The sequence below is a fragment of the Bradyrhizobium sp. WSM1743 genome (genome assembly GCF_000473065.1).
GTDB lineage: Bacteria > Pseudomonadota > Alphaproteobacteria > Rhizobiales > Xanthobacteraceae > Bradyrhizobium.
Genome location: NZ_AXAZ01000025.1, coordinates 36,430 through 57,399 on the forward strand (window position 1 = coordinate 36,430; position 20,970 = coordinate 57,399).

General features: G+C 61.0%; 21 protein-coding genes and 3 pseudogenes. 9 read left to right on the forward strand and 15 right to left on the reverse strand.

Features of this window, described 5'->3' with window-relative positions; translation table 11 throughout:
* Nucleotides 1–2: 2 nt before the first annotated feature.
* The 11 genes and pseudogenes from YU9_RS0117295 to YU9_RS0117340 all read right to left on the reverse strand — a co-directional run bounded on the left by YU9_RS0117295 (nucleotide 3) and on the right by YU9_RS0117340 (nucleotide 9,299).
* On the reverse strand, nucleotides 3–1,385 hold the full coding sequence (locus tag YU9_RS0117295) for a CpaF family protein (RefSeq protein ID WP_027573984.1): 1,383 nt from the start codon (nucleotides 1,383–1,385) through the stop codon (nucleotides 3–5).
* The gene (locus YU9_RS0117300) at nucleotides 1,382–2,584 is read right to left on the reverse strand and encodes an AAA family ATPase (RefSeq protein ID WP_036017396.1); all 1,203 of its coding nucleotides are present in this window, start codon (nucleotides 2,582–2,584) and stop codon (nucleotides 1,382–1,384) included. Before YU9_RS0117300 ends, YU9_RS0117295 begins: the two co-directional genes overlap by 4 nt.
* The gene (gene cpaB / locus YU9_RS0117305) at nucleotides 2,584–3,552 is read right to left on the reverse strand and encodes a Flp pilus assembly protein CpaB (RefSeq protein ID WP_027573986.1); all 969 of its coding nucleotides are present in this window, start codon (nucleotides 3,550–3,552) and stop codon (nucleotides 2,584–2,586) included. Before cpaB ends, YU9_RS0117300 begins: the two co-directional genes overlap by 1 nt.
* A gap of 1 nt (nucleotide 3,553) precedes the next feature.
* A complete protein-coding gene (locus YU9_RS0117310; RefSeq protein WP_027573987.1) occupies nucleotides 3,554–4,060 on the reverse strand; it encodes a prepilin peptidase in 507 nt (168 codons plus the stop codon).
* A gap of 97 nt (nucleotides 4,061–4,157) precedes the next feature.
* Nucleotides 4,158–4,439, reverse strand: a complete 282-nt coding sequence (locus YU9_RS0117315; protein WP_371259164.1) for a Flp family type IVb pilin — start codon at nucleotides 4,437–4,439, stop codon at nucleotides 4,158–4,160.
* A gap of 917 nt (nucleotides 4,440–5,356) precedes the next feature.
* Nucleotides 5,357–6,577 (reverse strand): hypothetical protein, encoded by a 1,221-nt coding sequence (locus YU9_RS0117325; protein ID WP_198028259.1) that lies wholly within the window; start codon nucleotides 6,575–6,577, stop codon nucleotides 5,357–5,359.
* Nucleotides 6,578–6,602: 25 nt separating this feature from the next.
* Nucleotides 6,603–7,781, reverse strand: coding sequence for a tandem-95 repeat protein (locus YU9_RS0117330; protein ID WP_027573990.1), 1,179 nt, complete (start codon nucleotides 7,779–7,781; stop codon nucleotides 6,603–6,605).
* Nucleotides 7,688–7,981 (reverse strand): putative Ig domain-containing protein, encoded by a 294-nt coding sequence (locus tag YU9_RS45795; RefSeq protein WP_084298978.1) that lies wholly within the window; start codon nucleotides 7,979–7,981, stop codon nucleotides 7,688–7,690. The genes YU9_RS0117330 and YU9_RS45795 overlap by 94 nt, the downstream gene beginning before the upstream one ends.
* Nucleotides 7,972–8,391: a putative Ig domain-containing protein gene (locus YU9_RS0117335; protein ID WP_027573991.1), complete on the reverse strand. Its 420-nt coding sequence runs from the start codon at nucleotides 8,389–8,391 to the stop codon at nucleotides 7,972–7,974. The genes YU9_RS45795 and YU9_RS0117335 overlap by 10 nt, the downstream gene beginning before the upstream one ends.
* A gap of 20 nt (nucleotides 8,392–8,411) precedes the next feature.
* Nucleotides 8,412–8,696, reverse strand: a pseudogene (locus tag YU9_RS49960) (MmgE/PrpD family protein); the annotation flags it as partial.
* Nucleotides 8,697–8,864: 168 nt separating this feature from the next.
* The gene (locus tag YU9_RS0117340; RefSeq protein WP_027573992.1) at nucleotides 8,865–9,299 is read right to left on the reverse strand and encodes a CBS domain-containing protein; all 435 of its coding nucleotides are present in this window, start codon (nucleotides 9,297–9,299) and stop codon (nucleotides 8,865–8,867) included.
* 603 nt (nucleotides 9,300–9,902) lie between these two features.
* On the opposite strand from YU9_RS0117340, the pseudogene YU9_RS51085 reads away from it, so the two are divergent.
* A pseudogene (locus tag YU9_RS51085) lies at nucleotides 9,903–10,020 on the forward strand (AsnC family transcriptional regulator); the annotation flags it as partial.
* An 81-nt stretch (nucleotides 10,021–10,101) separates the two neighbouring features.
* Here YU9_RS51085 and YU9_RS0117345 read toward each other — a convergent pair.
* Together YU9_RS0117345 and YU9_RS41675 are read right to left on the reverse strand one after the other, a co-directional pair.
* Entirely contained in the window at nucleotides 10,102–10,824 is a 723-nt protein-coding gene (locus tag YU9_RS0117345; RefSeq protein ID WP_027573993.1) for a metallophosphoesterase, read from the reverse strand.
* A gap of 4 nt (nucleotides 10,825–10,828) precedes the next feature.
* The gene (locus YU9_RS41675; protein WP_036017400.1) at nucleotides 10,829–11,620 is read right to left on the reverse strand and encodes a nucleotidyltransferase family protein; all 792 of its coding nucleotides are present in this window, start codon (nucleotides 11,618–11,620) and stop codon (nucleotides 10,829–10,831) included.
* A gap of 213 nt (nucleotides 11,621–11,833) precedes the next feature.
* On the opposite strand from YU9_RS41675, the gene YU9_RS41680 reads away from it, so the two are divergent.
* The 3 genes from YU9_RS41680 to YU9_RS44645 all read left to right on the forward strand — a co-directional run bounded on the left by YU9_RS41680 (nucleotide 11,834) and on the right by YU9_RS44645 (nucleotide 15,693).
* Nucleotides 11,834–12,061, forward strand: a complete 228-nt coding sequence (locus tag YU9_RS41680; RefSeq protein ID WP_036017402.1) for a hypothetical protein — start codon at nucleotides 11,834–11,836, stop codon at nucleotides 12,059–12,061.
* A gap of 151 nt (nucleotides 12,062–12,212) precedes the next feature.
* Nucleotides 12,213–13,487 carry a S41 family peptidase gene (locus YU9_RS41685; RefSeq protein WP_051380418.1) on the forward strand — a complete coding sequence of 425 codons (1,275 nt, stop codon included), beginning with the start codon at nucleotides 12,213–12,215 and terminating at the stop codon, nucleotides 13,485–13,487.
* Nucleotides 13,488–14,133: 646 nt separating this feature from the next.
* Complete coding sequence (locus YU9_RS44645) at nucleotides 14,134–15,693, forward strand: Arm DNA-binding domain-containing protein (protein WP_051380419.1); 1,560 nt, start codon at nucleotides 14,134–14,136, stop codon at nucleotides 15,691–15,693.
* 109 nt (nucleotides 15,694–15,802) lie between these two features.
* Here YU9_RS44645 and YU9_RS0117375 read toward each other — a convergent pair whose 3' ends face one another.
* Nucleotides 15,803–16,099 carry a hypothetical protein gene (locus YU9_RS0117375; protein ID WP_027573994.1) on the reverse strand — a complete coding sequence of 99 codons (297 nt, stop codon included), beginning with the start codon at nucleotides 16,097–16,099 and terminating at the stop codon, nucleotides 15,803–15,805.
* 99 nt (nucleotides 16,100–16,198) lie between these two features.
* Here YU9_RS0117375 and istA point away from each other — a divergent pair.
* Both istA and istB read left to right on the forward strand, forming a co-directional pair.
* Nucleotides 16,199–17,738: pseudogene (istA, locus tag YU9_RS0117380) on the forward strand (IS21 family transposase).
* On the forward strand, nucleotides 17,698–18,561 hold the full coding sequence (gene istB / locus YU9_RS0117385) for an IS21-like element helper ATPase IstB (RefSeq protein ID WP_027573996.1): 864 nt from the start codon (nucleotides 17,698–17,700) through the stop codon (nucleotides 18,559–18,561). Before istA ends, istB begins: the two are co-directional and overlap by 41 nt.
* Nucleotides 18,562–18,632: 71 nt before the next feature.
* On the opposite strand, the gene YU9_RS0117390 is transcribed toward istB, so the two are convergent.
* On the reverse strand, nucleotides 18,633–18,869 hold the full coding sequence (locus YU9_RS0117390) for a hypothetical protein (protein WP_156951948.1): 237 nt from the start codon (nucleotides 18,867–18,869) through the stop codon (nucleotides 18,633–18,635).
* A 271-nt stretch (nucleotides 18,870–19,140) separates the two neighbouring features.
* Here YU9_RS0117390 and YU9_RS41695 point away from each other — a divergent pair, with 271 nt between their 5' ends.
* From YU9_RS41695 to YU9_RS0117405, 3 genes are all read left to right on the forward strand, one after another.
* Entirely contained in the window at nucleotides 19,141–19,434 is a 294-nt protein-coding gene (locus YU9_RS41695; protein WP_063623719.1) for a helix-turn-helix domain-containing protein, read from the forward strand.
* A gap of 278 nt (nucleotides 19,435–19,712) precedes the next feature.
* Nucleotides 19,713–19,865: a hypothetical protein gene (locus YU9_RS47795; protein ID WP_156951949.1), complete on the forward strand. Its 153-nt coding sequence runs from the start codon at nucleotides 19,713–19,715 to the stop codon at nucleotides 19,863–19,865.
* A 429-nt stretch (nucleotides 19,866–20,294) separates the two neighbouring features.
* Complete coding sequence (locus tag YU9_RS0117405) at nucleotides 20,295–20,897, forward strand: hypothetical protein (protein WP_027573998.1); 603 nt, start codon at nucleotides 20,295–20,297, stop codon at nucleotides 20,895–20,897.
* Nucleotides 20,898–20,970: the final 73 nt, after the last annotated feature.

Genomic DNA, 20,970 nt, shown 5'->3' on the forward strand with positions numbered 1-20,970 from the left:
TATCATATTTGCCTCACTGCCTCGGTCCAGGCGCGATCAAGCCCGAAATAGACAAGACGGGTTTTGAATTTCGGGACTGCAAGGGTGGCCCTGTAAGCGCCTGAGATCCGCCCGTGCTCATCCTCCTCCTGGTACTCGAAGGTTGCGATGTCGTTGGTGGTGATCACATCCGCTTCCAGCCCCATCACCTCGCTGATCTGGACAATGCGACGTTGTCCATCGCGCATGCGTTCGACTTGCACGATGAGATCCAGCGCAGCGACGATCTGAGCTCGAATGGCGCGCGACGGCAGATTCACCTGCCCCATCTGCACCATGTTCTCGATGCGGGTCAGGGCATCGCGGGCGCTATTGGCGTGGACCGTGGAGATCGAACCATCATGACCGGTGTTCATTGCCTGCAGCATGTCAAACGCTTCGGCGCCGCGCACCTCGCCCACGACGATCCGGTCGGGACGCATGCGCAACGCATTCCACAAGAGATCGCGCTGCGTCACCTGCCCCGTGCCTTCGAGGCTGGGAGGCCGGGTCTCAAGGCTGATCACGTGCGGCTGCTGGAGCTGCAACTCTGCCGCATCCTCGATGGTGACGACGCGCTCGCTGTGATCGATGAACTGGCTCATGGCGTTGAGCAGCGTCGTCTTGCCGGACCCGGTGCCGCCGGAGACCAGAACATTGAGCCGACACCGGGCGGCGATCTCCAGCAATTGTCCGATGGCTGGGGTCATTGAGCCGTTTTCGACCATTGCAGAGATATCCAAGCGGCGGCTTGGAAATTTTCGAATCGAAATGCAAGGGCTATGGATCGCCAGCGGCGGGAAGATGATGTTGACCCGGCTGCCATCGGGCAAGCGGCAATCCACCATCGGACTGGATTCATCGATGCGCCGCCCGACTTGCGCGGCAATTTTCTGGGCCACCGATGCGATGTGATCATTGTCGCGGAAGCGCACCGCGATCCGCTCCAGCTTGCCGGCCCGTTCGACATAAACGTTGCTCGGTCCGTTGATCATGATATCGTTGATTGATTGATCGAGCAGAAGCGGACGCAGCGGCCCGTAGCCGGTCATGTCGTCCGCAATCTCATCCGCCAGTTGAAGCTGCTCGCGACCCGACAGTTCGAGCCGTTCCTCATTGGCGATTCCATGGATGATTTCCTCGATCTGCCGCCGAAGGACGTCACGCGAGACAGTCGCGGCCACCGATGGCTCAATCTGCTCGATGACGCGTTCGCGCAGTGAAGCCGGCATCACTGGCCGCTCAATCGAAGGTTCGTCGCGCCTTGACGTTGATGCAGCCACGCTTGGCATCGATGCAGCCAAGCTTGGCGCCAATGCAGGCAAGCGAACCGACGTTTCGCCGTCGCGCCTACCAAACTTTCTCATAGCCCCAGCAGCCTCCTCAGCCGTCCCTTCCGCTCGACGCCGAGCCCCGTGATCTCCCGTACGATCGGCGCGAGATGGCGTCGCAGTCCTGATACGTGCTTCAGCGCGGGAATTCCGAGATTGACCGCCTGGGTCATGCCCTTCCCAAGATCGGGTACAACCATGTCTGGCTCTGTCCCCAACGCCTTGACCACCGCGGCCCTGGGGAGGCCGCCGGGGCGATTGGCGCGGTTTAGCAAGGTAAAGACCCGATCCCTTCCGGCAATGTTGGTGACGGCCATCCGCAGTGCATGGGCATTGCGAAGTCCGGTCACCTCGGCCTCCAGCAGCACCAGCACGTGCCGAGAAAGAGAGATCACCGGATGGATGGATGGCGGAAACGGGACCGGGACATCGACAACGATGTAATTGAATCGTTGGCGCAGCAGACCAAGGACGTGCCTCACGCCCGCTTCGGTGATGTCGAGCTGAGCGTCCAGCTCCTCGTCGGCGGAGATCAGGCTGACTCGCTCGTTGACCGCAATTGCGGCGCGCTCGAGGAACAACGTGTCCGCCCGCATCGGGTTCTCCAGGGCGATGCGCAGGCCTGGTCCGGGCTGAACACCCAACATCACGGCTGTTTCGCCGGCTTGAAGATGAAGGTCGAGCAGCGCGACCTTGGCCTTGGTGGTTTCGGCCAGTTGCAGCGCGAGATTGATGGCGATACTCGTTGCGCCGGCACCGCCCTGCGCGCCACAGATCGAGACCACATGCCCGCCTCGATCGGTCGGACCCGGCGCACGATCGCCGAGCAGTTTTGGGCGCAGCTGGTCCAGCACCATGTCCCGCGTGATCGGCCTCGGCAGGTACTCGGTCAACCCGAGCTCCATAAGCGCGCGGTAGAAGGTGATCTCCCTGCTTTCACCGATCAGAGCCACCCGGACATCGGGCGGGCAGACGCCGGCCAGCCTCTCCAGTTCGGCAAATGGATCATCGATTCCACTGATGTCCGTCACCAAGGCGAACAATTCGGTGTCCGTTTCGAGCATCCGTATGGCATTGCGGATCGTGCCACGCTTGATCGAAATGTTGCTGCCTTCGAGACCCTTGCGCAGCGCCGCAGCACTCAGCTCGTCATTCACGAAGCAGACGATTCGATTGCGCGCGACAACAGACGTCGCTTCTTCAGGTGAACTGACGGCCGCTATGTTGACGCTCATCAACGTTTCTCCAGCAACTTGCCTGCCTGAACCACCATCGTCGCCCCGCGGCGGGACACTTCCGGCCCGTCGCAGTTGATCAGAGTGTCGCCGTCGGCAGATTCCTGTTTCCTGACCGAGTACTGCTTGATCTGACCACCGGAATGAACGACGACCGCTGCAGTCCGGCCGGCAATTGCATTCTGGCGAGCGATTTCCGGCGACACATCGCAGCTGGACATGGCGCCGGTGTCCGCCGTATCCCACTGCTCGACTGCTGCCCGTACCGCCAGGGAAAGCGTTCCGAGCTGCCGTGCGACCGTGATCTTCTTGACCTGGTCTGGCGCAAGCTCCAACGACACCGTCTGCGCTTGCTTGCCGGCCACCGAGCCGGCCATGGAGCTTACGGTTCGGCCGCCCTGCATAATTTCCTGATCAACCGCGATGACTCGAACGTTGCCTAGAACGGTTTCGCTCAAGGCCCGGCGCGCGGGGTCTGCCTTCTCGAACACCTGGGTCAACAAGACGTCGACATGATCACCCGGCCTGATCAGCCCCGACACGCCAGACTCCTCATCCACCTTGATGCTGATTGCACGGCTATCCGGTGCCAAGACGCTGGCCAGGAAACCCCGATCTCGAGGTCGCAATACGTCCTGCAAGGTGATCGGATTGCCAGCGTCGACGAACTTGCGAATCAGAGAGCCGGGAAGTCCGGCCTTCGAGTCGGGTGTTTCCAGGATCGCCCCTGCAGGAAGGCGTTCAGGCAACACCGAGCGCACCGTGAAATCTTCTTCGCGGGCCAATGTACCTTTCGACAGCGGACGTGCCGCGACAAAATACCCGACAGTTGAAGGAGGCGCCGGCCCCTGCTCGGCGACCGTTACCGGAACCTGCTTCGGCAGGTTCATGTTGTAGGCGATCAGCCCGAACGCGGTGGTTGCGAGCAAAAGCACAAGGATGATTGAGAGGCGCAACGCGGATGACATGTCAAAATCCTCTGCTCAAGATGGTCCAGATGCCACCGCACGCTATGGCCACGCCGTAAGGCAGGGGCGCATGTCGCACGTGGCGCCAACGCTCGATCGCGTAGACGCGGCGTGCGAGCGACGATCCGACTGGTGCCAACCTCGGATATGGCAGGACGCGCATCACCAGATGCACGAGGGCAAGAACGCCCCCCGTCAGCGAGGTTACGGTCAACACCTGAATCAAGCCCGTCGGCGACAGACCAATAGCCAAAGCTAACAGCAACTTGACGTCGCCCCCGCCAATCCCGCCACGCTGGTAAAGCGCGAACAGCAGCAAGAACAGGATCGTCGCGGCGATGACGGATTCGACAAGTTGCATCGGGCTGGCAAGCTGGCCGGCAATCCCGAGCAGCGCCAGCAAGAGACAAGCGTCATTTCGGATCAAGCGGGTCGCAACATCGAGCATTGCGACGTACAGCAGCAATGCGATTTCAAGTATGGAGGCGACGTAAGAAACCCAGCTCATGCATGCCTCAAAGAGGTGGAAGGCACACTAAAATGAAAGAGAGAACATTCGAGGGGGGACACATTCCGAGGCCCCCCTCTGGCGCCAGATCGCCGAATCAAACTGCTGCAGTAAAAGCTGTGGTGATCGCCGTGATCCCGCCGGTCAGCGCCGTTCCGATCGCGCCGCCGGCTCCAACGCCGAACACGGCCGACACGGCGCCGATGATGCAAACCGCGACGATGATGTACTCGAACGACACCACGCCATCCTGGTCGGCGCGCAGACGCTTCATGGCTTCGGTGGTCTTGATGTAATATTGCAACATAGGGAAAACCTTTCTTTCGATACGAAGCTTCAGACAACCCTTTGGCGGCTGCGGACGATAACCGCCCGCCACCTCATAAACTCTTTATTAAATATTATATCTAGTCAATATCTATTATTCGGTTGCTTTTAAATTGCCGCTCGCATACGATTTAAATTTGACAGGGCGCCGACAAAATGTCTTTTATCACAACGACATGTGTGAATTAACCATCAATCGACCGACATTTACCGGGACAGTGCGACATTCAAGCCGGACGGCAGGCCGCGCGATTTCTCCCCGCTCCAGCCCCATTAATGCTGCGCCGTCTTTATTTAATTCACATGCACGCCGATTTGCTGACCGCAAACGAGAGGCCCGGTCTCGGCGGCGCGGTGCGCGATCCGAGTGAAGTGCGGTCCGGCACCACGCAGCTGGTCCTCCGGTGTGGCCAAGGCGGCGGAGTTCTTCACGAACTCCTTAGGGCGAGCGATCGGAGATCACTTACTCGGCTCGCTTACCTAAAACCCCTCGCGCGACGAGGCGGAGTTAAGGTGCGGATGCTACCTGGAACGACTCAGTCAAAAGCTGTCGGCGCAGCAGTTGATCGATGTCCGTAGCCATTTGGTCGGTTCGATTAAATGATTGAACGTGGGGGCCGCTTTGGTGGATCCCTCGCACAGCATGAGGAATGGCATGGAGAAGGTTTCCTGCGCGCGATGGCAGCGCTCTTCCATCAGTATGCCCGGCGCGACCGCCGGCTTGATCGAATGACCCTATCTGCCACTGCCGGCCCATTGCAGCCGCGAAACGAGCCGCTTGTGTCGCGGATTGAGACCATGCGCCTGGCGACGGCGCGATCGCTATACACCGACGATGGTGCGATTTTCCCGCAGCAACCAGCCGAACAGGTCTGGTTGCGGTCAGGACATTGTTCCTCAGGAAAGCACCATTTAGCCTCTCGCTGATCCCTCGGCAGTTGCGGTTTCGCTCGACGGTCGACGTCGTCGTCAGGCGAAGAAGTCCATCGGATGTGCAGCCGCTTCCTTGCGCCAAGCGAGATCGGCTGCACCAGCATTGGCGCCGAACGCGGACATCTCTTGCCGCATCAGTGCGAGGAGCCCGGGCGACTGATCCGTCGTCCCCTCACCGCTCGCCACGCGCCCGGCCCAACTGTCGGCATTGACGCCGGGGTGCGACGGGCCAGCGGTGTCCGCAGCACGCGCTCCTTCCAGCTTGTCCGTGAACGCCGGTCCCGCCATCGCATCCATCGCGCGCCAGAACTGTTCGCCGATCGAGGGTGCAGGATTCGCGGACAGGATCTCGAGCGCCGAGGCCAGAGTTTGGGGCAAGCTTGCCGTGCTCGCAACGTTACCGATGTCGACGGCAGGCGGTTGCGGCACCGTCGCACGCGTCAAGGCGGCATCGACATATTCCATCGTGCGCGCGTCGGTGCGGGTATAGCTGCCGCGATTCACGATCACGGTGCTGCCGAACGCCCAGGATGCTTCCGTCGCGGATGCCGAAAGATTGATCGAGCGCACACCTGCGGCTGATAGCGACAATATTTCCCCGTCCTGAGCAAAGCCGTCACCATTGCTGTCCTGCCAGAGATTGAAGTCCGAGAAGCGAATATCGCCAACCGACAGCATCCCGTCGCGGTTGCTGTCGAAGGCGCGCAGCCCTTCGAGGTCGGAGCGGGCGCCTGCCACATCGTCGGTGAAGCTCAGTTCCGAGATGCCGCTCACGGTTCCGTTGCGGTCGCGATCGAGGAACAGGAAGGCTTCCGTGGTCCCTATCCAGCTGGTGTCGTCATCCGTTCCGTCGCCATCGATGTCGAACGTCGCCGAGGACTGGCTGGCCGTTGTGGTTTCCACCCCGAGGCCGTCGAGATCGAGGATGATCGGCGCCGCCAGAGTGACCGTCTCGCCGTTGCGGAAGATGAGCCTTTCGATGCTCGTGAGCGTGTCGACGCCGTCACTGCCATTCGCCGAGGAGCTGTCGGTGACCTGAACCGACCCCGCCGACGTGACGATCGAGTAGGTCGACATCACACCGTTGTAGTAGGCGGTGTCGGTGCCGTTGCCGCCATTGATCGTGTCGTTGCCGGCCATCCCCCAGAATGAATCATCGCCATCATTGCCGTTGAGGGTGTCGGTTCCGACGCCGCCGGCAAGACGGTCCGCAGCAGCGCCGCCGGTGATGACGACATTACCACCGCTGCCGTAGATGCTGTCGCAGCAACCGCGTCACCGATTAGCGTATCGGCATTGGCGGTCCCGTCACCCAGCCCTCGAAGGCGTTCGAGATGGTGAGACTAACGGTGGCGGTCGCGGTCGCCAGGCCATCGCTGATCGTATAGGTGAAGCTGTCGGCCCCTTCGTAGCCGAAATCGGGAGTATAGCTGACGCCTTGCGCGTCGATGACGACGGTGCCCTTGGGTGCGGTCCCGACGGAGACGATCGTCAGATTATCACCGTCGATATCGGTGTCGTTGGCGAGCAGGCTGGCGCGCGCGATTGCGAGCGTGTCGCCATGGGTGAGGGAGAACGGACCGTCATTGGCCGCGACCGGTTTGTCGTTGACCGGCGTGATCGTCAGGGTGAACACGTCACTGGCCGTGAGCAAGCCGTCGCTGGCGGTGACCAGAATGTCGATCGCGCCGTTGAAATTGAGCGGCGGGGTGCCGGCGAACCTGGTGCCCGTCAGCGTCAGCCAGGACGGCAGCGGGCTGCCATCCGCCAGCGTGGCGGTATAGGTGAGCGTGTTGCCGTCGACATCGGTGAACCGGCCGGCCGGGATCGTGTAGGAGACCGCGGCATCCTCCGCCGAAATGACGTCGGATAGCGGCACCGAGACCACCGGCGCGTCGTTCACCGGCGTGATGGTCAGCGCGAAGATGTCGCTCGCTGACAGTGCACCGTCGCGGGCGGTGACCTTGATGCTGATCGTGCCGTTGTAGTTCGCTGGCGGCGTGCCGGTGAAAGTCGTTCCGTCGAAGCTCAGCCAGCTCGGCAGCGCGGCGCCGGTGGAAAGCGTCGCCGTGTAGGTCAGCGTATCGCCGTCGACATCGGTGAAACTGCCGGGCGGGATCGCGATCGCCAGCGGCGTATCTTCCGGAGACGACACATCGGGGAGCGGCACTGACAGCACCGGCGCGTCGTTCTTCGGCGTGATTGTCAGGGTGAAGACGTCGCTTGCCGAGAGCGACCCGTCGCTCGCGGTGACCAGGATGTCGATGGCACCGTTGAAGTTGAGCGGGGGCGTGCCGGCGAACTTGTTGCCGGTCAGTGTCAGCCAGGAGGGCAGTGGGCTGCCATCCGCCAGCGTGGCAGAATAGGTCAACCTGTTGCCGTCGACATCGGTAAAGCGGCCGGTCGGGATCGTGTAGGAGACCGCGGTATCCTCGGGCGAACTGACGTCGGACAGCGGCACGAGACCACCGGCGCGTCGTTCACCGGCGTGATGGTCAGAGCAAAGGTGTCGCTGACCGACAATGCGCCGTCACGCGCCGTGACCTTGATGTTGAGCGTGCCGTTGTAGTTCGCTGGCGGCGTGCCGGTGAACGTCATGCCGTCGAAGGAGAGCCAGGCCGGCAATGCGGCGCCGCTGGAGAGGACCGCCGTTAGGTCAATGTATCGCCGTCGACGTCGGTGAAGCTGCCGGGCGGGATGGCGATCGAAAGCGGCGTATCTTCCGGCGACATCACGTCAGGCAGCGGCACGGACAGCACCGGCGCGTCGTTCTTCGGCGTGATCGTCAGGGTGAAGACGTCGCTGGCCGAAAGCGAGCCGTCGCTCGCCGTGACCAGGATGTCGATCGCGCCGTTGAAGTTCAGCGGCGGCGTGCCGGCGAACTTGGTGCCGGTCAGCGTCAGCCAGGACGGCAACGGGCTGCCGTCCGCCAGCGTCGCCGAATAGGTCAGCGTGTTACCGTCGACATCAGTGAAGCGGCCGGTCGGGATCGTGTAGGAGACCGCGACATCTTCGGCCGAGCTGACGTCGGACAGCGGCACCGACGGCCGCCGCCGATGAGCGTGGAGCACGGACGACCGCCAAGTTCGGCGACGAGGCTGCGGATCGCTGCGACTGGTGGCGCATTCAGCGCCGCGATGGCAACGCCGATCGTATCCAGCACGCGAATCTTCAGCTGCTCCAGCGCCCGCTCGCTCAAGTCCTCCAGCCGGGCACGTTCCACAAACCTTGCGAGCTCCTGTACCTCGGTCACGACCGCGAGCTCCTCGTCTCGATCCGCCGCCGACAAGCCGCTACCCTGCTGGCAGGCATCCCGGATGCCGGTCAGTCGCTGCGTGCAGACCGGTTCGTCGCGGATGGACGTTCGCCACACCATTATCGGCAGCGAAGCGCGTTCCTTCAGCCGCCTGCCTGCGATGCAGGGTCAACGTAACAGCGCCAAGACGGTTGCAACGGGAACGTGAGCGGTTACTGAGCGCGCTTAGGTGCAGAGGATGTGCGCGCCTATCGGCGGGCCGCGGGTGCGATCGTCGTGTTGCGCCCTCTAGGCAGCCTGGGTGTGCTGTCCGCCGGGCCGTGAAATTTGTTGCAACGAGGCTGCGGTTGCGTCGCGTTCATGGCTTCGCGCGATATCGCCCAAGGAAAGGATGCCTACCAGCCGCTTTTGCCGATTGAGCACCGGCAGCCGCCTGACTTGAGTATCGCCCATATTCCAGCAAACCGAATCCAAGTCCTGGTCCTCGAAGCAATACTTGACGTCGGGGGTCATGACTGCCTTGATCTGGGTGTCCGGTCCGCGGCCTTTTCCAAGCACGCGGATCGCGAGGTCCCGGTCGGTGATCATGCCTACGAGGTAATCACCTTCCGCAACCGGCAAGAGTCCAACGTCAAGCAGCGCCATCGCTTCGGCTGCCTCTCCTACCGTGTCTTCGGGTGTGCAAAGCTGAACGTCCGAGGTCATCACATCAGACACTTTCATGGAAATCCTCCGCTCTGATTGGCCTCCAACAGCCAGCGATGCATGGCGTTCCTCAACGGCGGATGAGCCATCCTGCGGCCGATCCCGCTGCCCTTCCAGCAAGGCATAACGTTCGCTTGCCGCTTCCCGCTGCTGTGCGAGGCCTTCCTGCACAAGCTGTTGGTCCCCGATCATCTGGCCGATGATCTGTTTCGTCTGCGCTTCCAATTTCGCCCGAAACCTGGTCATGGCTTCCTCCTATCGGGGTAAGGCGCCAGCCATGAGAATGTTTCTTTGCCAAGCAGGAACTGAATGCAGTAATCGGCGGAACCTTCGGGTTTAGAAATCCACTTGAAGGCAATGTTCCGCGCGACCAGCGACCTCCTTCGGATCCGTCGATTTCGTGCGCATTAAAGATAGTGGCCCCGCCATTTGCATTTGCGCAAAGTGACGGGGCCTAAGGAGCGTTCCCTCTTTCGAGGACTCCTGCTCCTCGGCCGAATAACGTGCAACGAGCGGACGCGTTCCGATGGCTCGGGCACATTTCGGAGCCACGCCACTCCGGGGTTATGCTGGCAAACCGCCCCGGCGGAAGAGAGCCCGCCGGCAGCAGGAGGCGATTAGTTGAACGGCGTCCCGAAGCTCGATCGGATCGACTTGAACATCCCAATTGCAGAAGGACGGCAGAATGACCAACGCCAATCTGGCCGAGGCAGCTGGCCTTTCGGCGAGCCCATGCCTATAGCGCGATGCCGCTCAATAGCTTTGCCGAATATGCGCCGTTGCTCCTGCTGGACCCACCAATTGAATCTGGATGCCCAGCTCAGACCTCAATCAGGGCATAGGGTCGACCGGTGGGCTTCTCGATCGATCGGGCCACGTTGTAGACCCGCGCGCCTCCGGGCGTGCGGCCTTCATAGCGGCCCTGGTGGGCATGGCCATGCACCACCGCACTCACCTTAAATCGATCGATCGTTTCGCCAAGACGTGACGAGCCGAGGAACGGAAGAATCTCCAGTGGCTCGCCTGCGACCGTATCGAGAATCGGCGCATAGTGAAGAACAACGACAGCCTGCTTGCTGGCCACGGCGCGCATGGCATTTTCGAGGCGCGTCGCTTCGTTGACGGCCTCGGCGACCAGGCTCTTGACGACGGCCTCGCCGAATGAAGCAAGCATGCGGCGGCCAAACCCACCGATGAAGCCCTTCACCCCGACGAAGGCGACGCCGTCGATTTCGTACGACTGCCCGTTGAGCAGGTGCATCCCGGCACTCTTCAGAATGCGCTTTACGTCTTCGGTCTGCCCGGACTCGTAGTCGTGATTTCCGAGCACTCCGACAACGGGAATGGAGCAGGCGCGCAAATCCTCCGCCAGAAGTTCCGCTTCCGACGGCTTGCCGAGGTCAGTGAGGTCGCCGCAAAGGACGAGCACCTGGGCCTTGGTCGAAAGCTCGGCAAAGAGCTCCCGGAAGGACAACGTGCGATCCTCCTTCACGTGGAGATCGCCAATGGCAGCGAAAGTGAGGTTGCCGGGTTCTTCGGACATCGTGCTACTCACTATCCTCGTCTGCGTCGACAAAACCCCATTCCTCAATGGCCTGCTCATAATCGACCTGCGAAAACAGGCGCCCCCGACAAATCTTCACGCGCGGAGGAGGAAGCTTTAGCTGTGTCTTCAGGCGCGCGACCAGTTCGTCCATCAGCCAACGTGGCACGCAATCACGCTCGCTCGGATAGGCCCAGCGAAAGTTGAGTAGATGTGCCAGAAGCACTTCCCAATGCAACTCCATGTAGGCAAGCAGACGCCGCCAGTCGATCTGATCGTGCTGCTTGAGAATGAGATGCGCGATATCCGCGCCGTCGTAACGGTGCCGCAGCTGGACGAAGGCCTTGGACCAGATCAACTCCGTCGGGGCAATGATGCGCATCAGCGTGCCGAGTACCTCGATGCGCGGTGCGGATTCGAACCATTGGTCGGTCACCGGCGCCATGCCATGCCAGAACGCGAAGATCACATCGAAGAAGTCTTCGTCCTGGAAGACTTTGCCGAGCCAGCGTTCGTCCTCGATTTCGACGGTGTATCCGAGGTTCCGGAAGTGGTCGAGAACACGGGGATAGTCAGTCGGCTTGCAGACGATATCGAGATCTTTGGTCGCGCGCGCCACGCCGGTATAGGCGCTGAGCGCATACGTGCCTGCCAACAGAAACGGAAGATCGAGCTTCGCGAGCTCGCGCAAGGCCTGGGTGTAAAATAGCTCGGCGCGGGCCGATGACACGGTCGGCTCAGCGGCTGCATCGATCGTCTCTATAGATCCGGTGACCGGTCTGATTTCCTTCGCCATGAAGGCTCAATCGAAGCGTATCGGCTTCGGCTATGATGGTGCCTGTTTGACAATCGAATAGACCATGCATGGTTCCGCGCGGGCAGCTCGAAGAGCGCGCGTGTCGCTCCCCGATCAACCCCGAAGCCTGGGCGGCGGCGCCTACCAGACGTAATTTCCGGCCACGAGCCAATGTTCCTGTGCTACAATTCCGCGGGCAATGGGGATTAAGCGATGCCGATCAGGCGCTTGCTGCGAGACAGCAAGCTGGAGCCGGACGAAATTGAGATTTTGACACGCGCGTTCAATCATGCGCTGCGATCGCTGAGCTTGGTCGACCGTGACGATCCACTTGCCGAAATGCTCGCAAAAAAGGTGATTGAGATCGGCGCGGCTCATGTTCACGATCCGACTGAGATATCCAAGATCGCCATCAAAGAACTTGGACTTTCCTCTAAATAGGCTGCTTGGTTTTGCCGACGCTGCTCAGATCGAAAGCTATCCCTTCTTGGCGCAACCCGCCAAAGAAAAACCGAGGAGGCCGCATGAGCGGCCACATGTCCAACGGGCAAGCTGATGCGCAGCGACGAGCTCAACCGCCGCAGGTTGCACGATGAAGAAGGCAATCAATTCAGCACCGTCGCGCCGCCACTTTTTGCGGCTAACGTCAATCGCTGCGGCATCAGCCCTGGCTCCAACGGTTTTGTGGGCCGAGCAGCGAGAAGCAGCGGATTCGGCCACATCCCCGGCCACCTCCACCGCGTTCGAGGAGGTATGGCGGACCGTGCGAGACCGGTTCTACGATCCGCACCTACACGGGCTCGATTGGTCGGCGGTCCGGGAACGTTACTTGCCTGACGCCATACAGGCGCGTTCCGAACAGGCGCTGGCTAGCGTCATTAATAGCATGCTCTCCGAGCTGCATGCTTCGCACACCCGCTACTACACACCATACGAACCAGAGTACTATCAGCTTTCCGATATCTTTGCCGGCGCGCTAAGGCGCCGCGGACTGGAACGTGCGTTTCCGAGTGGCCGTATCTCCTATCCTGGCATAGGCGTCCTCTCGCGTCTCGACATGCAGGGTCGCAGCATGATTACCGGTGTTATAGAAGGCACGCCGGCGCAACAAGCCGGCCTGCTCGCCGGCGATGTGATCGTGTTCGCCGATGGTGCGCCGTTTCAGCCGGTGCAGTCGTTCCGTGGCAAGGTTGGCAAGGAAGTCGTGCTGGGCCTGCGTCGTGCCGGCGCGTTTATGCAAATATCGGTTACCCCGGCCGAAATTGAGCCCAACAAAATGTTCTTGGACGGCTTGAAGGCCAGTGCTCGTATGATACCGGCCAACGGTCGAAGGATCGGCTATGTTCATGTCTGGTGCTACGCTGGCTCCGTGTATCAGCGGACACTCGAGCATCTTCTATCGCAGAGTCCGCTGAACGACGCCGACGCCCTGATCTGGGACCTGCGAGATGGCTGGGGCGGCGCGATTCCCGAATATCTTGATTTGTTTAACACGCGAGCGCCGACGATGCAGGTCACTGATCGCAATGGCGCCAGCCAGCTCGATAACGTGAAGTGGCGCAAGCCTGTCGCCATGCTGATCAACGGCGGCACCCGCAGCGGCAAGGAGATCCTTGCCTATGGCTTCAAGAAATATCGGCTCGGCGAGGTCATCGGTAGCCGGACCGAGGGAGCTGTGCTCGCTGCGACGGCATTCCTCATTGGCGGGGGCTTGCTGTTGCTCGCGGTCGCGGACGTGCAGGTGGACGGCGAGCGGCTGGAAGGCGTTGGCGTCGCACCCACGATCGAGGTCGAAGCTGACTCGGCCTCCGTGGATCGTAGTGATCCTCAACTCAATCGTGCAATCGCCGTCCTATCCGAAGCCTGATCCTCGGGAGGCAGCCCTGCTGGCTCTTACACTGACCCGCGAGGACCGGACGCCACCAGTGCAATGTTGTGTTTCTTGCTCGAGCATTCGTGGGTCGTGATGGTGGGGAGCGTGTCGAACCCCCGCCCCCAACACCCGGCTCTGGTCCTGCAGCAAGCGGTAGCCTATGGCGACGGGCAGAACAGATTGTCCGTTTTGCTCGCCCTAACATCCCATTCTACGACGAGCACATCATCGACCTGTACCATCGGATCTGCGCCCTGTATCGAATGGCGTGAAGATACAGCAAGGAAAAGTCACACAGCAATCTGGCCGTGCGAAGTCCACCACAAAAACCGTCGTACGAGTGCCGTTTTGTCTCGGCCACCATCTCGCGAAGGTGTTGGAAACAATGACTTTTTGCTTGGTGGGCGCACCAGGGCTCGAACCTGGGACCCGCTGATTAAGAGTCAGCGTGACCCATATTGTTGGCGCCGTCACGAAACGATTATAGGGCAGTAAATCGCGATTTACTGCCCTATGCTTTCAAACAGTTACAAGGATTCCCTTGCGTTTTGCCCCCCCGCTGGCGATCTTTCTCGACATCATAGTTTTTGCGTTCTGCGTGACCCAAAGTGACCCGGGTCGCGCCAAAGAGTGACCCACGATGTCGACCCCGCCCAAGGAAAAGAAGGCAAAGGAAATCACGGCTAAGACGGTCAAGGCTGCGCTCCAAAATCGCGAAAAAGGAAAGCGCACAGAGTTGACCGACAGCCGCTGCAAAGGATTGCAGTTCCGCGTCACCGAAGACACCGCAATATGGACGGTCCGGGCTCGGCTGTTCGGCAAACAGCGTCGCTGGACTATTGGTAACTCGGATGTCTCTCCAGATGATGCTCGCGAGCGAGCCGGCGAGGTCCGAGCCTGGTGCCGAAGAGGAAGCAATCCGGACAAGCTCGTCACCCAATACATGACAGGCATCTCTATAGCCAAACAGATACATTTCAGTGCGGAGCGTCCTGCCCGGTCGTGGGATTGGGAGGAGGCGCTCGACAACTTCCTCGACCACATTAGCAAGAACCGGGCGCCGGAGACTTACGACGATTACGCCCGAACATTGGGTGGTCGGTGGAGACTTGACCCTAAGAAGCGGCACGCACATGTTCCTGAGCTGTCGCGGTTCAAGGGCAAGCGGGTCAACACGATTGCCCGCGAGGACATCGCTGAGTGCGTCGCCGACATCTGCAAGCGGGCCTATGCTCAAGGCCTGCATACGCTGAGAATATTGGGGTCGATGTGGTCTTTCCTGGGAGATGATACGCGACGCAGGCAGACCTCTGTTGCGGCCAATCTGCTCCTTCGCGTTAAGCCACCCGAAAAGCCGCAACCAGTAATCGTCAGGCCGGCACTGTCGGCACTTCAGTTGTTTGACAACGACCAGGAAGACAAACGCCGGGACGTGCCGGCGCCGCTGGAGCTGGGTCGTGCGGTTGCGATTGCAAGGTCGGGCGCGCTGGGTGAACGAGCATCTCTGGCCGTTCAGTTGCTAGCATTTTCGCTGCAGCGTCGGCGCGCAATCATCGGAAGCTATGCCATGGATTACAAGATCATGGCTGAGTGGAACGATCCAGAAGCCGACATTGTCTGGATTATCCCCCCTTTCATGCGCAAACGATCGGATAAGCGAAGGGCCAACTTTCCCCACCTTGTGGTCCTCACCGGCGCCGGCGCAAAAACGGTCCGAAGGCTCGACGAGATTGCGATGGAGCTCGAATATCCATACCATTTTCCCGTTCGCGTCAGGCCCGGGAAGAAAACCAAGAACCCCTACGCCGATCCAAGCTTTGTCAATCATGCCTTGCAATTCATGCCCGGCGTAGACATCAGCCCCCACGCATGCCGCAGAGGATTTGGCACCCACGGTCAACGCGAGCTCGGCTTGTCGATCAGCGATTGTAAGCTGATCCTGGATCACTCCGAAGGCGCTCCTCCCGGGGACGTTACCGCTGAACGCTACGCTCTGGATCCAATGCTTCAAAAGAAGAAGCAAATTATCACGCTGTGGACGAATTGGCTGGAGCTGCAAGTGCAGGCGGCGATCGCCGCTGATCCTGGCCTGCTGAACGCCGAGGCACTGAGGGATGAGATCTATCGCGCCCGCTACGGTGAGGCACGATGGCTTAGGCGCAAATCCCAAGCTGAATTCTTTTCGGAGGCTGCGGAGTAACGCGGGCGGGCTGGATTCAATCCCTACAAGAGACATCTCGGGCCGCCGCAGCCTCTGGTCCGAGGCGATATCACCGCCGACGACGGCTCGCCTATGCAGGATGGCAAGCTCAGCCGCGGGCCAGCGCGGCGGCTCTCGGATTGATCGCCGTGTCAACCGCCGAATGAATGCATTCCCGCAGCCGCCGGACATAGTCCGTTCGCTCGTGAACAGGCCGGCGCATCATGAAGGACGGATGCTCCAGCCGGACCAGTGTCGGTCCGGCACGGCGACCGGCTTCGAAGCGGGCAATCTGGACTCTCTGGAGGGCCTCCCCCACGATCGCGCTCAGTCCGATCACCACGTCAGAACTGCCCAGCCGCCACAAGGCATGCCCCTCGAGTTCCTCCACGATGTGTTTCGGCATGGAATAAGGACCCGGTATTCGGGGTAATCGGCATCCAATCGGGACCCCGGGACAAGGGTCCACAGTGGCTTCCATCAAGTCATGGAAGCCGAGGTTGGGATGCTGGTGGTGGAGACGATTGCGAAGATCCGTCGCGCCTATTTTGTTCATGGTCAGCCCATCAAGGCGATCTGCCGGGAGCTTGGCGTATCGCGCAAGGTGGTCCGCAAGGTCATCCGTTCGGAGGCAACGGAGTTCCGGTACGAGCGAGAGACGCAGCCGCTTCCGAAGATGGGCCCGTGGAGTGCCGAGCTTGACCGGTTGCTGGCGGCGAACGAGAGCAAGACGACGCGCGAACGGCTGACGCTGATCCGCTTGTACGAAGAGCTTCGCGGCCTTGGATATGCCGGTGGCTACGACGCGGTTCGTCGCTATGCGCGGCGGTGGAGCCGAGAGCGTGGCGCTTCGACGAGCTCAGCTTATGTGCCGTTGAGCTTTGCGCCCGGCGAAGCCTACCAGTTTGACTGGAGCCACGAAGTCGTCCTGTTGAGCGGGACCACGGTGGTCGTGAAGGCGGCGCATGTCCGGCTTTGCCACAGTCGGATGCTGTTTGTTCGGGCCTATCCGCGCGAGACGCAGGAGATGGTGTTTGACGCCCACGACCGGGCGTTCGCACTGTTCAAGGGGACTTGCCGGCGCGGCATCTACGACAACATGAAGACGGCGGTGGAGACGATCTTTGTCGGTAAAGGCCGCCTCTACAATCGGCGCTTCCTGCAAATGTGTAGCCATTATCTGGTCGATCCGGTTGCCTGCACGCCAGCGTCGGGCTGGGAGAAGGGACAGGTCGAGAACCAGGTCGGGTTGGTCCGCGAACGCTTCTTCACCCCGCGTCTGCGCTTCAAGACATTGGACGAGCTGAACGCCTGGTTGCTCGATAAATGTATCGCCTACGCCAAGGCTCATCGGCATCCAGAGTTCACCGACCGGACTGTCTGGGAGATCTTCGAGGCCGAGCGACCCAAGCTCGTGCCTTATGCAGGTCGGTTCGATGGCTTCCATGCCGTGCCGGCCTCGGTCTCGAAGACATGTCTGGTGCGCTTTGACAACAACAAGTACTCGGTTGCGGCAAGCGCCGTCGGGCGACCCATTGAGGTCCAGGCTTATGCGGACCGCATCGTGATCCGCCAGGACGGCCGGGTCGTTGCCGACCATCCGCGATCATTCGGTCGCGGCGAGACGGTCTACGACCCCTGGCACTATGTGCCCGTGCTGGTGCGCAAGCCCGGTGCCTTGCGTAATGGCGCTCCCTTCAAGGACTGGGTACTGCCCGCAGCGATTGAGCGTGTGCGACGCAAACTCGCCGGCGCCGACGATGGCAATCGACAGATGGTCGATATCCTCAATGCGGTGCTGACTGACGGACTGCCGGCGGTGGAAGCCGCCTGTGCCGAAGCGCTCGGTCATGGCGTCCATTCCGCCGATGTCGTTCTCAACATCCTGGCCCGGCAACGTGAACCGGCCCCACCGGCCAACATCATGGCGCCGGCTGCGTTGACGCTCCGCCATGCACCGATCGCCGATTGTGCCCGCTACGACAACCTCCGGAGGACAAACTGATGGAACGAACCCAAATCTTCGATCTCATGGGCGAGCTTAAGCTCTACGGCATGAAGGCCGCCTTCGACGAGATCATGGCGACCGCCGTCAAGCGCCAGCACGAACCCCAGCACATCGTCGGCGATCTGCTCTCCGCCGAGATCAACGAGAAGCAGGCCCGCTCGATCAAATACCAGCTCACCATCGCCAAGTTGCCGCTTGCCAAGGACATCGCCGACTTCCAGTTCGACGGCACGCCGATCAACCAGACGCTTGTCAATGATCTCGCCGGCGGCGGCTTCATCGCCCAGCAACGCAACGTCGTCCTGGTCGGCGGAACGGGCACCGGCAAGACTCATCTGGCCATCGCTATCGCGCGAAGCTGCATCCGATCCGGCGCCCGTGGCCGCTTCTATAACGTGGTCGACCTCGTCAACCGCCTCGAGACCGAGACCCGCAACGGGCGACAGGGCCGGCTTGCCGAGCACCTAACCCGCATGGACTTCATTGTCTTGGACGAGCTCGGATATTTACCCTTTGCCCAGTCCGGCGGTCAGCTTCTCTTCCACCTCGTCAGCCGACTTTATGAGCGCGCCTCCGTCCTCGTCACCACCAATCTGGCATTCGGCGAGTGGCCGAGCGTGTTCGGCGATGCCAAGATGACGACCGCGCTGCTCGACCGTCTGACTCATCACTGCGACATCGTCGAGACCGGTAACGACAGCTGGCGCTTTAAAAGCCGCGACGACGACCAGACAACCCGCGCTCGCGCCCTCTCCGCAACCCCGGCCAGCTCCGACGCCGCGAGCGCTACCATCAAGACTCGCCGATCAAAGGGGTCCCCTTTGGATGCCGATCGGGGGTCCCAGTCCAACGCCGATTGACAAATTGTGCAACGGGCTGTTGCATGGTTTGCTCCTCATCCAGGCTGCCATGCGCGAATGGGGCCGGCGGGCTAGGGAAGCCGCCGCAGCGCGGTGGTCAGCTGCTCGCGTGTCCATGCGACCGCATCCGACTTCGCACCTTCCTGGTCATCCGCAACACCCTGCGCTTCAACGTCGTCCGTTCCGGACACGACGCACCATCGCCACGCGTTTTCGTGCAAGAACGTCTCGAGTCGGAAGATTCCGGTGTCGAGGAAATGACCACCGACGCCTTCTTTCCACTCAGCCGGCATCTGCATTTCGTCCATTAACAGCTCCGCGGAGCGATCGATCAACATCATCGTAGGACGACTTGCCGATAGCCGCAAATCCATTCGCAGCTGCGCCCGCTGCCTGCGTTCGTCTCGCACGGCTTCTGAGACTGTGCGACACGTCCACGCGATTTCCCCGGTCAGTTTCGCGCAAATTCTGTTCTTCGAATCCTTGAAGCCGCGATGGTATCCGCCGGCTTCAAGTGGCAGACTAGGCGCTATGCTGCCCGTCGCTTGAGCCATTGGGCAGACAGGTTCGGAGCTCACGGTGGCGTTATCTGAGTCCTTCCTTGAGAACCAATCCTTGCTCCGGGACAGCCTGGCCCGCAGGATCAGACAGCTGCGTCTTTCCTTGCGGCTGAGTCAGCGCGATCTCGCCGACCGGGCCGGCGTGCGACAGGCACTGATCAGCCAAATCGAGGTTGGCGAGGCCAACGTGACGCTGGACTCGCTCCTGAAGATAGCCATCGCCCTTGAGGTCGACTTCGAAGCCCTGTTCGCAGCGGACGCTGGGACAAGCCCGGACGGGGCGGCCCAGGTGCAGCGCCGTCCTTTACCATGACCAGCCCCCTTTCCGCTTCCAGACATTGATACTTTATACCGTATCCTTGTATTTGCAGGATACGAGGCAATGGGAACCGAATACGGCCCGGTTAAGATCGAAGCTGGACCGTCGGCCCCGGAGGACGCTGTGATTGAAGTCGTCGTCAGTGAAAATGGCCGTGTGATCGATCGTTTGCGATTCGACGCAGACACCCTGGTGTCCCACGTCGGCGACGTCGCCGCCATGCATCGCGGGGTCATGCGCGACGCTAGTCCCTCGCGCGTCAGCTCATCAGGATGGTCCATCCGGAGCCTCGGATCGAGATCGAGGACGACGACCTCTATCGCCTGCAGCGCGACGAGAACGAGTGCGAGGCCGAATATCTCGCCCGCTGCGAGATGCTCGGTTGCGATCGCGAAGGCTACATCCGGCTCCCACGCGGTTCCTAGGACCCTGATCTTGTCCCGACCACGTCGCGACGCCGCCTTGCTGCATCATTTTTGTGTCACGCGGACCGGATCGCCATATCTTCGGCGCAATCGTTTCGGATACTATATAACGTATCTTTCGCTTGAGCCATCGGGCAGCAGCCGTCCCGAACTTCTGGCGACCGCAACAGCGGCATGCGGACCGGCGCTTTCGCCGGTAGAGTGAAGCAGATCGCGCTAATCGAATCATCACGCGCTTAATTCCTCTGTTCGCTACCACCGCGACGCCCCACGCAGGGCGCTCACGGCAAGCATCACCGTGCGCCGGTGGATCGCCGCCGGGCGGATCGCCCGTTGCCCAATGGAAGAGCAGGAGCGTACCATGTTCATCGATCATCACCGTCCCGAACACAGCCATCCCTCCCCGCAACGTGTTCAGGACATCGCGTCATGCATGGCCAAGCTCTCCATAAGCAATTTCTTCACAACGCGACCCCGCCTCTCTTCCTCAGTGCGAAATGCAGGGTCGCCATTCCCCTCGAAAGCTTCCTGCAGCGTGACGCGCTCAGGGAGGCGAGCCTTGATCCGGCGGTTTGCACGATCCACTATCGGGAGGCTCCGAACCCTTATGGTGCGCCGCCCACACTGATGGGCGTGGTGCTGGAAAGAACCGACGGCGACTTCCTGCTCGACGTTTGCCGGATCCGGCCGCACAGGTCTTTAGCTGCAAGCACACGCCTCGCCGAACAACTGGCGACCATCGGGTTACGACTGCTGGAGCGGGACGCGGCCGACATAAGGCGCGAACCAATTTACTCTAACGTGCATGAGGTCTGGTCCCACGAGCATTACCCGGTCCCGATTGTCGATCGATTGCGCATCGGGGCGGCGCTTTGCGAAAGCGGCCCGCAAACTGTTCGCGAGCTGCATCTGCGTGCACGGCCGGACTGCCATCCTCTGTCGGCCGTCTGCGCCTTGAGTTGTGAAGGTCTCCTGTCCGTCGACGTTCGCGAAGGCCCCCTCGGGGAGCAGACCATGGTGCGACCGATCTAGGACGCGCCAATCCATCACTGAAGGCTTTGAACATGGCGGGCCGGATGCCGGTCCGCCGCGCCCTCTTGTACTC

Excerpts from the sequence above, each read along its gene's own strand:
- YU9_RS0117295 (WP_027573984.1), bottom strand. The coding sequence starts at position 1,385 with ATGAGAAAGTTTGGTAGGCGCGACGGCGAAACGTCGGTTCGCTTGCCT.
- YU9_RS0117300 (WP_036017396.1), bottom strand. The coding sequence starts at position 2,584 with ATGAGCGTCAACATAGCGGCCGTCAGTTCACCTGAAGAAGCGACGTCT.
- cpaB (WP_027573986.1), bottom strand. The coding sequence starts at position 3,552 with ATGTCATCCGCGTTGCGCCTCTCAATCATCCTTGTGCTTTTGCTCGCA.
- YU9_RS0117310 (WP_027573987.1), bottom strand. The coding sequence starts at position 4,060 with ATGAGCTGGGTTTCTTACGTCGCCTCCATACTTGAAATCGCATTGCTG.
- YU9_RS0117340 (WP_027573992.1), bottom strand. The coding sequence starts at position 9,299 with ATGAAAGTGTCTGATGTGATGACCTCGGACGTTCAGCTTTGCACACCC.
- YU9_RS0117345 (WP_027573993.1), bottom strand. The coding sequence starts at position 10,824 with ATGTCCGAAGAACCCGGCAACCTCACTTTCGCTGCCATTGGCGATCTC.
- YU9_RS41675 (WP_036017400.1), bottom strand. The coding sequence starts at position 11,620 with ATGGCGAAGGAAATCAGACCGGTCACCGGATCTATAGAGACGATCGAT.
- YU9_RS41680 (WP_036017402.1), top strand. The coding sequence starts at position 11,834 with ATGCCGATCAGGCGCTTGCTGCGAGACAGCAAGCTGGAGCCGGACGAA.
- YU9_RS41685 (WP_051380418.1), top strand. The coding sequence starts at position 12,213 with ATGAAGAAGGCAATCAATTCAGCACCGTCGCGCCGCCACTTTTTGCGG.
- YU9_RS44645 (WP_051380419.1), top strand. The coding sequence starts at position 14,134 with ATGTCGACCCCGCCCAAGGAAAAGAAGGCAAAGGAAATCACGGCTAAG.
- YU9_RS0117375 (WP_027573994.1), bottom strand. The coding sequence starts at position 16,099 with ATGCCGAAACACATCGTGGAGGAACTCGAGGGGCATGCCTTGTGGCGG.
- istB (WP_027573996.1), top strand. The coding sequence starts at position 17,698 with ATGGAACGAACCCAAATCTTCGATCTCATGGGCGAGCTTAAGCTCTAC.
- YU9_RS0117390 (WP_156951948.1), bottom strand. The coding sequence starts at position 18,869 with ATGGACGAAATGCAGATGCCGGCTGAGTGGAAAGAAGGCGTCGGTGGT.
- YU9_RS47795 (WP_156951949.1), top strand. The coding sequence starts at position 19,713 with ATGGTCCATCCGGAGCCTCGGATCGAGATCGAGGACGACGACCTCTAT.
- YU9_RS0117405 (WP_027573998.1), top strand. The coding sequence starts at position 20,295 with ATGCATGGCCAAGCTCTCCATAAGCAATTTCTTCACAACGCGACCCCG.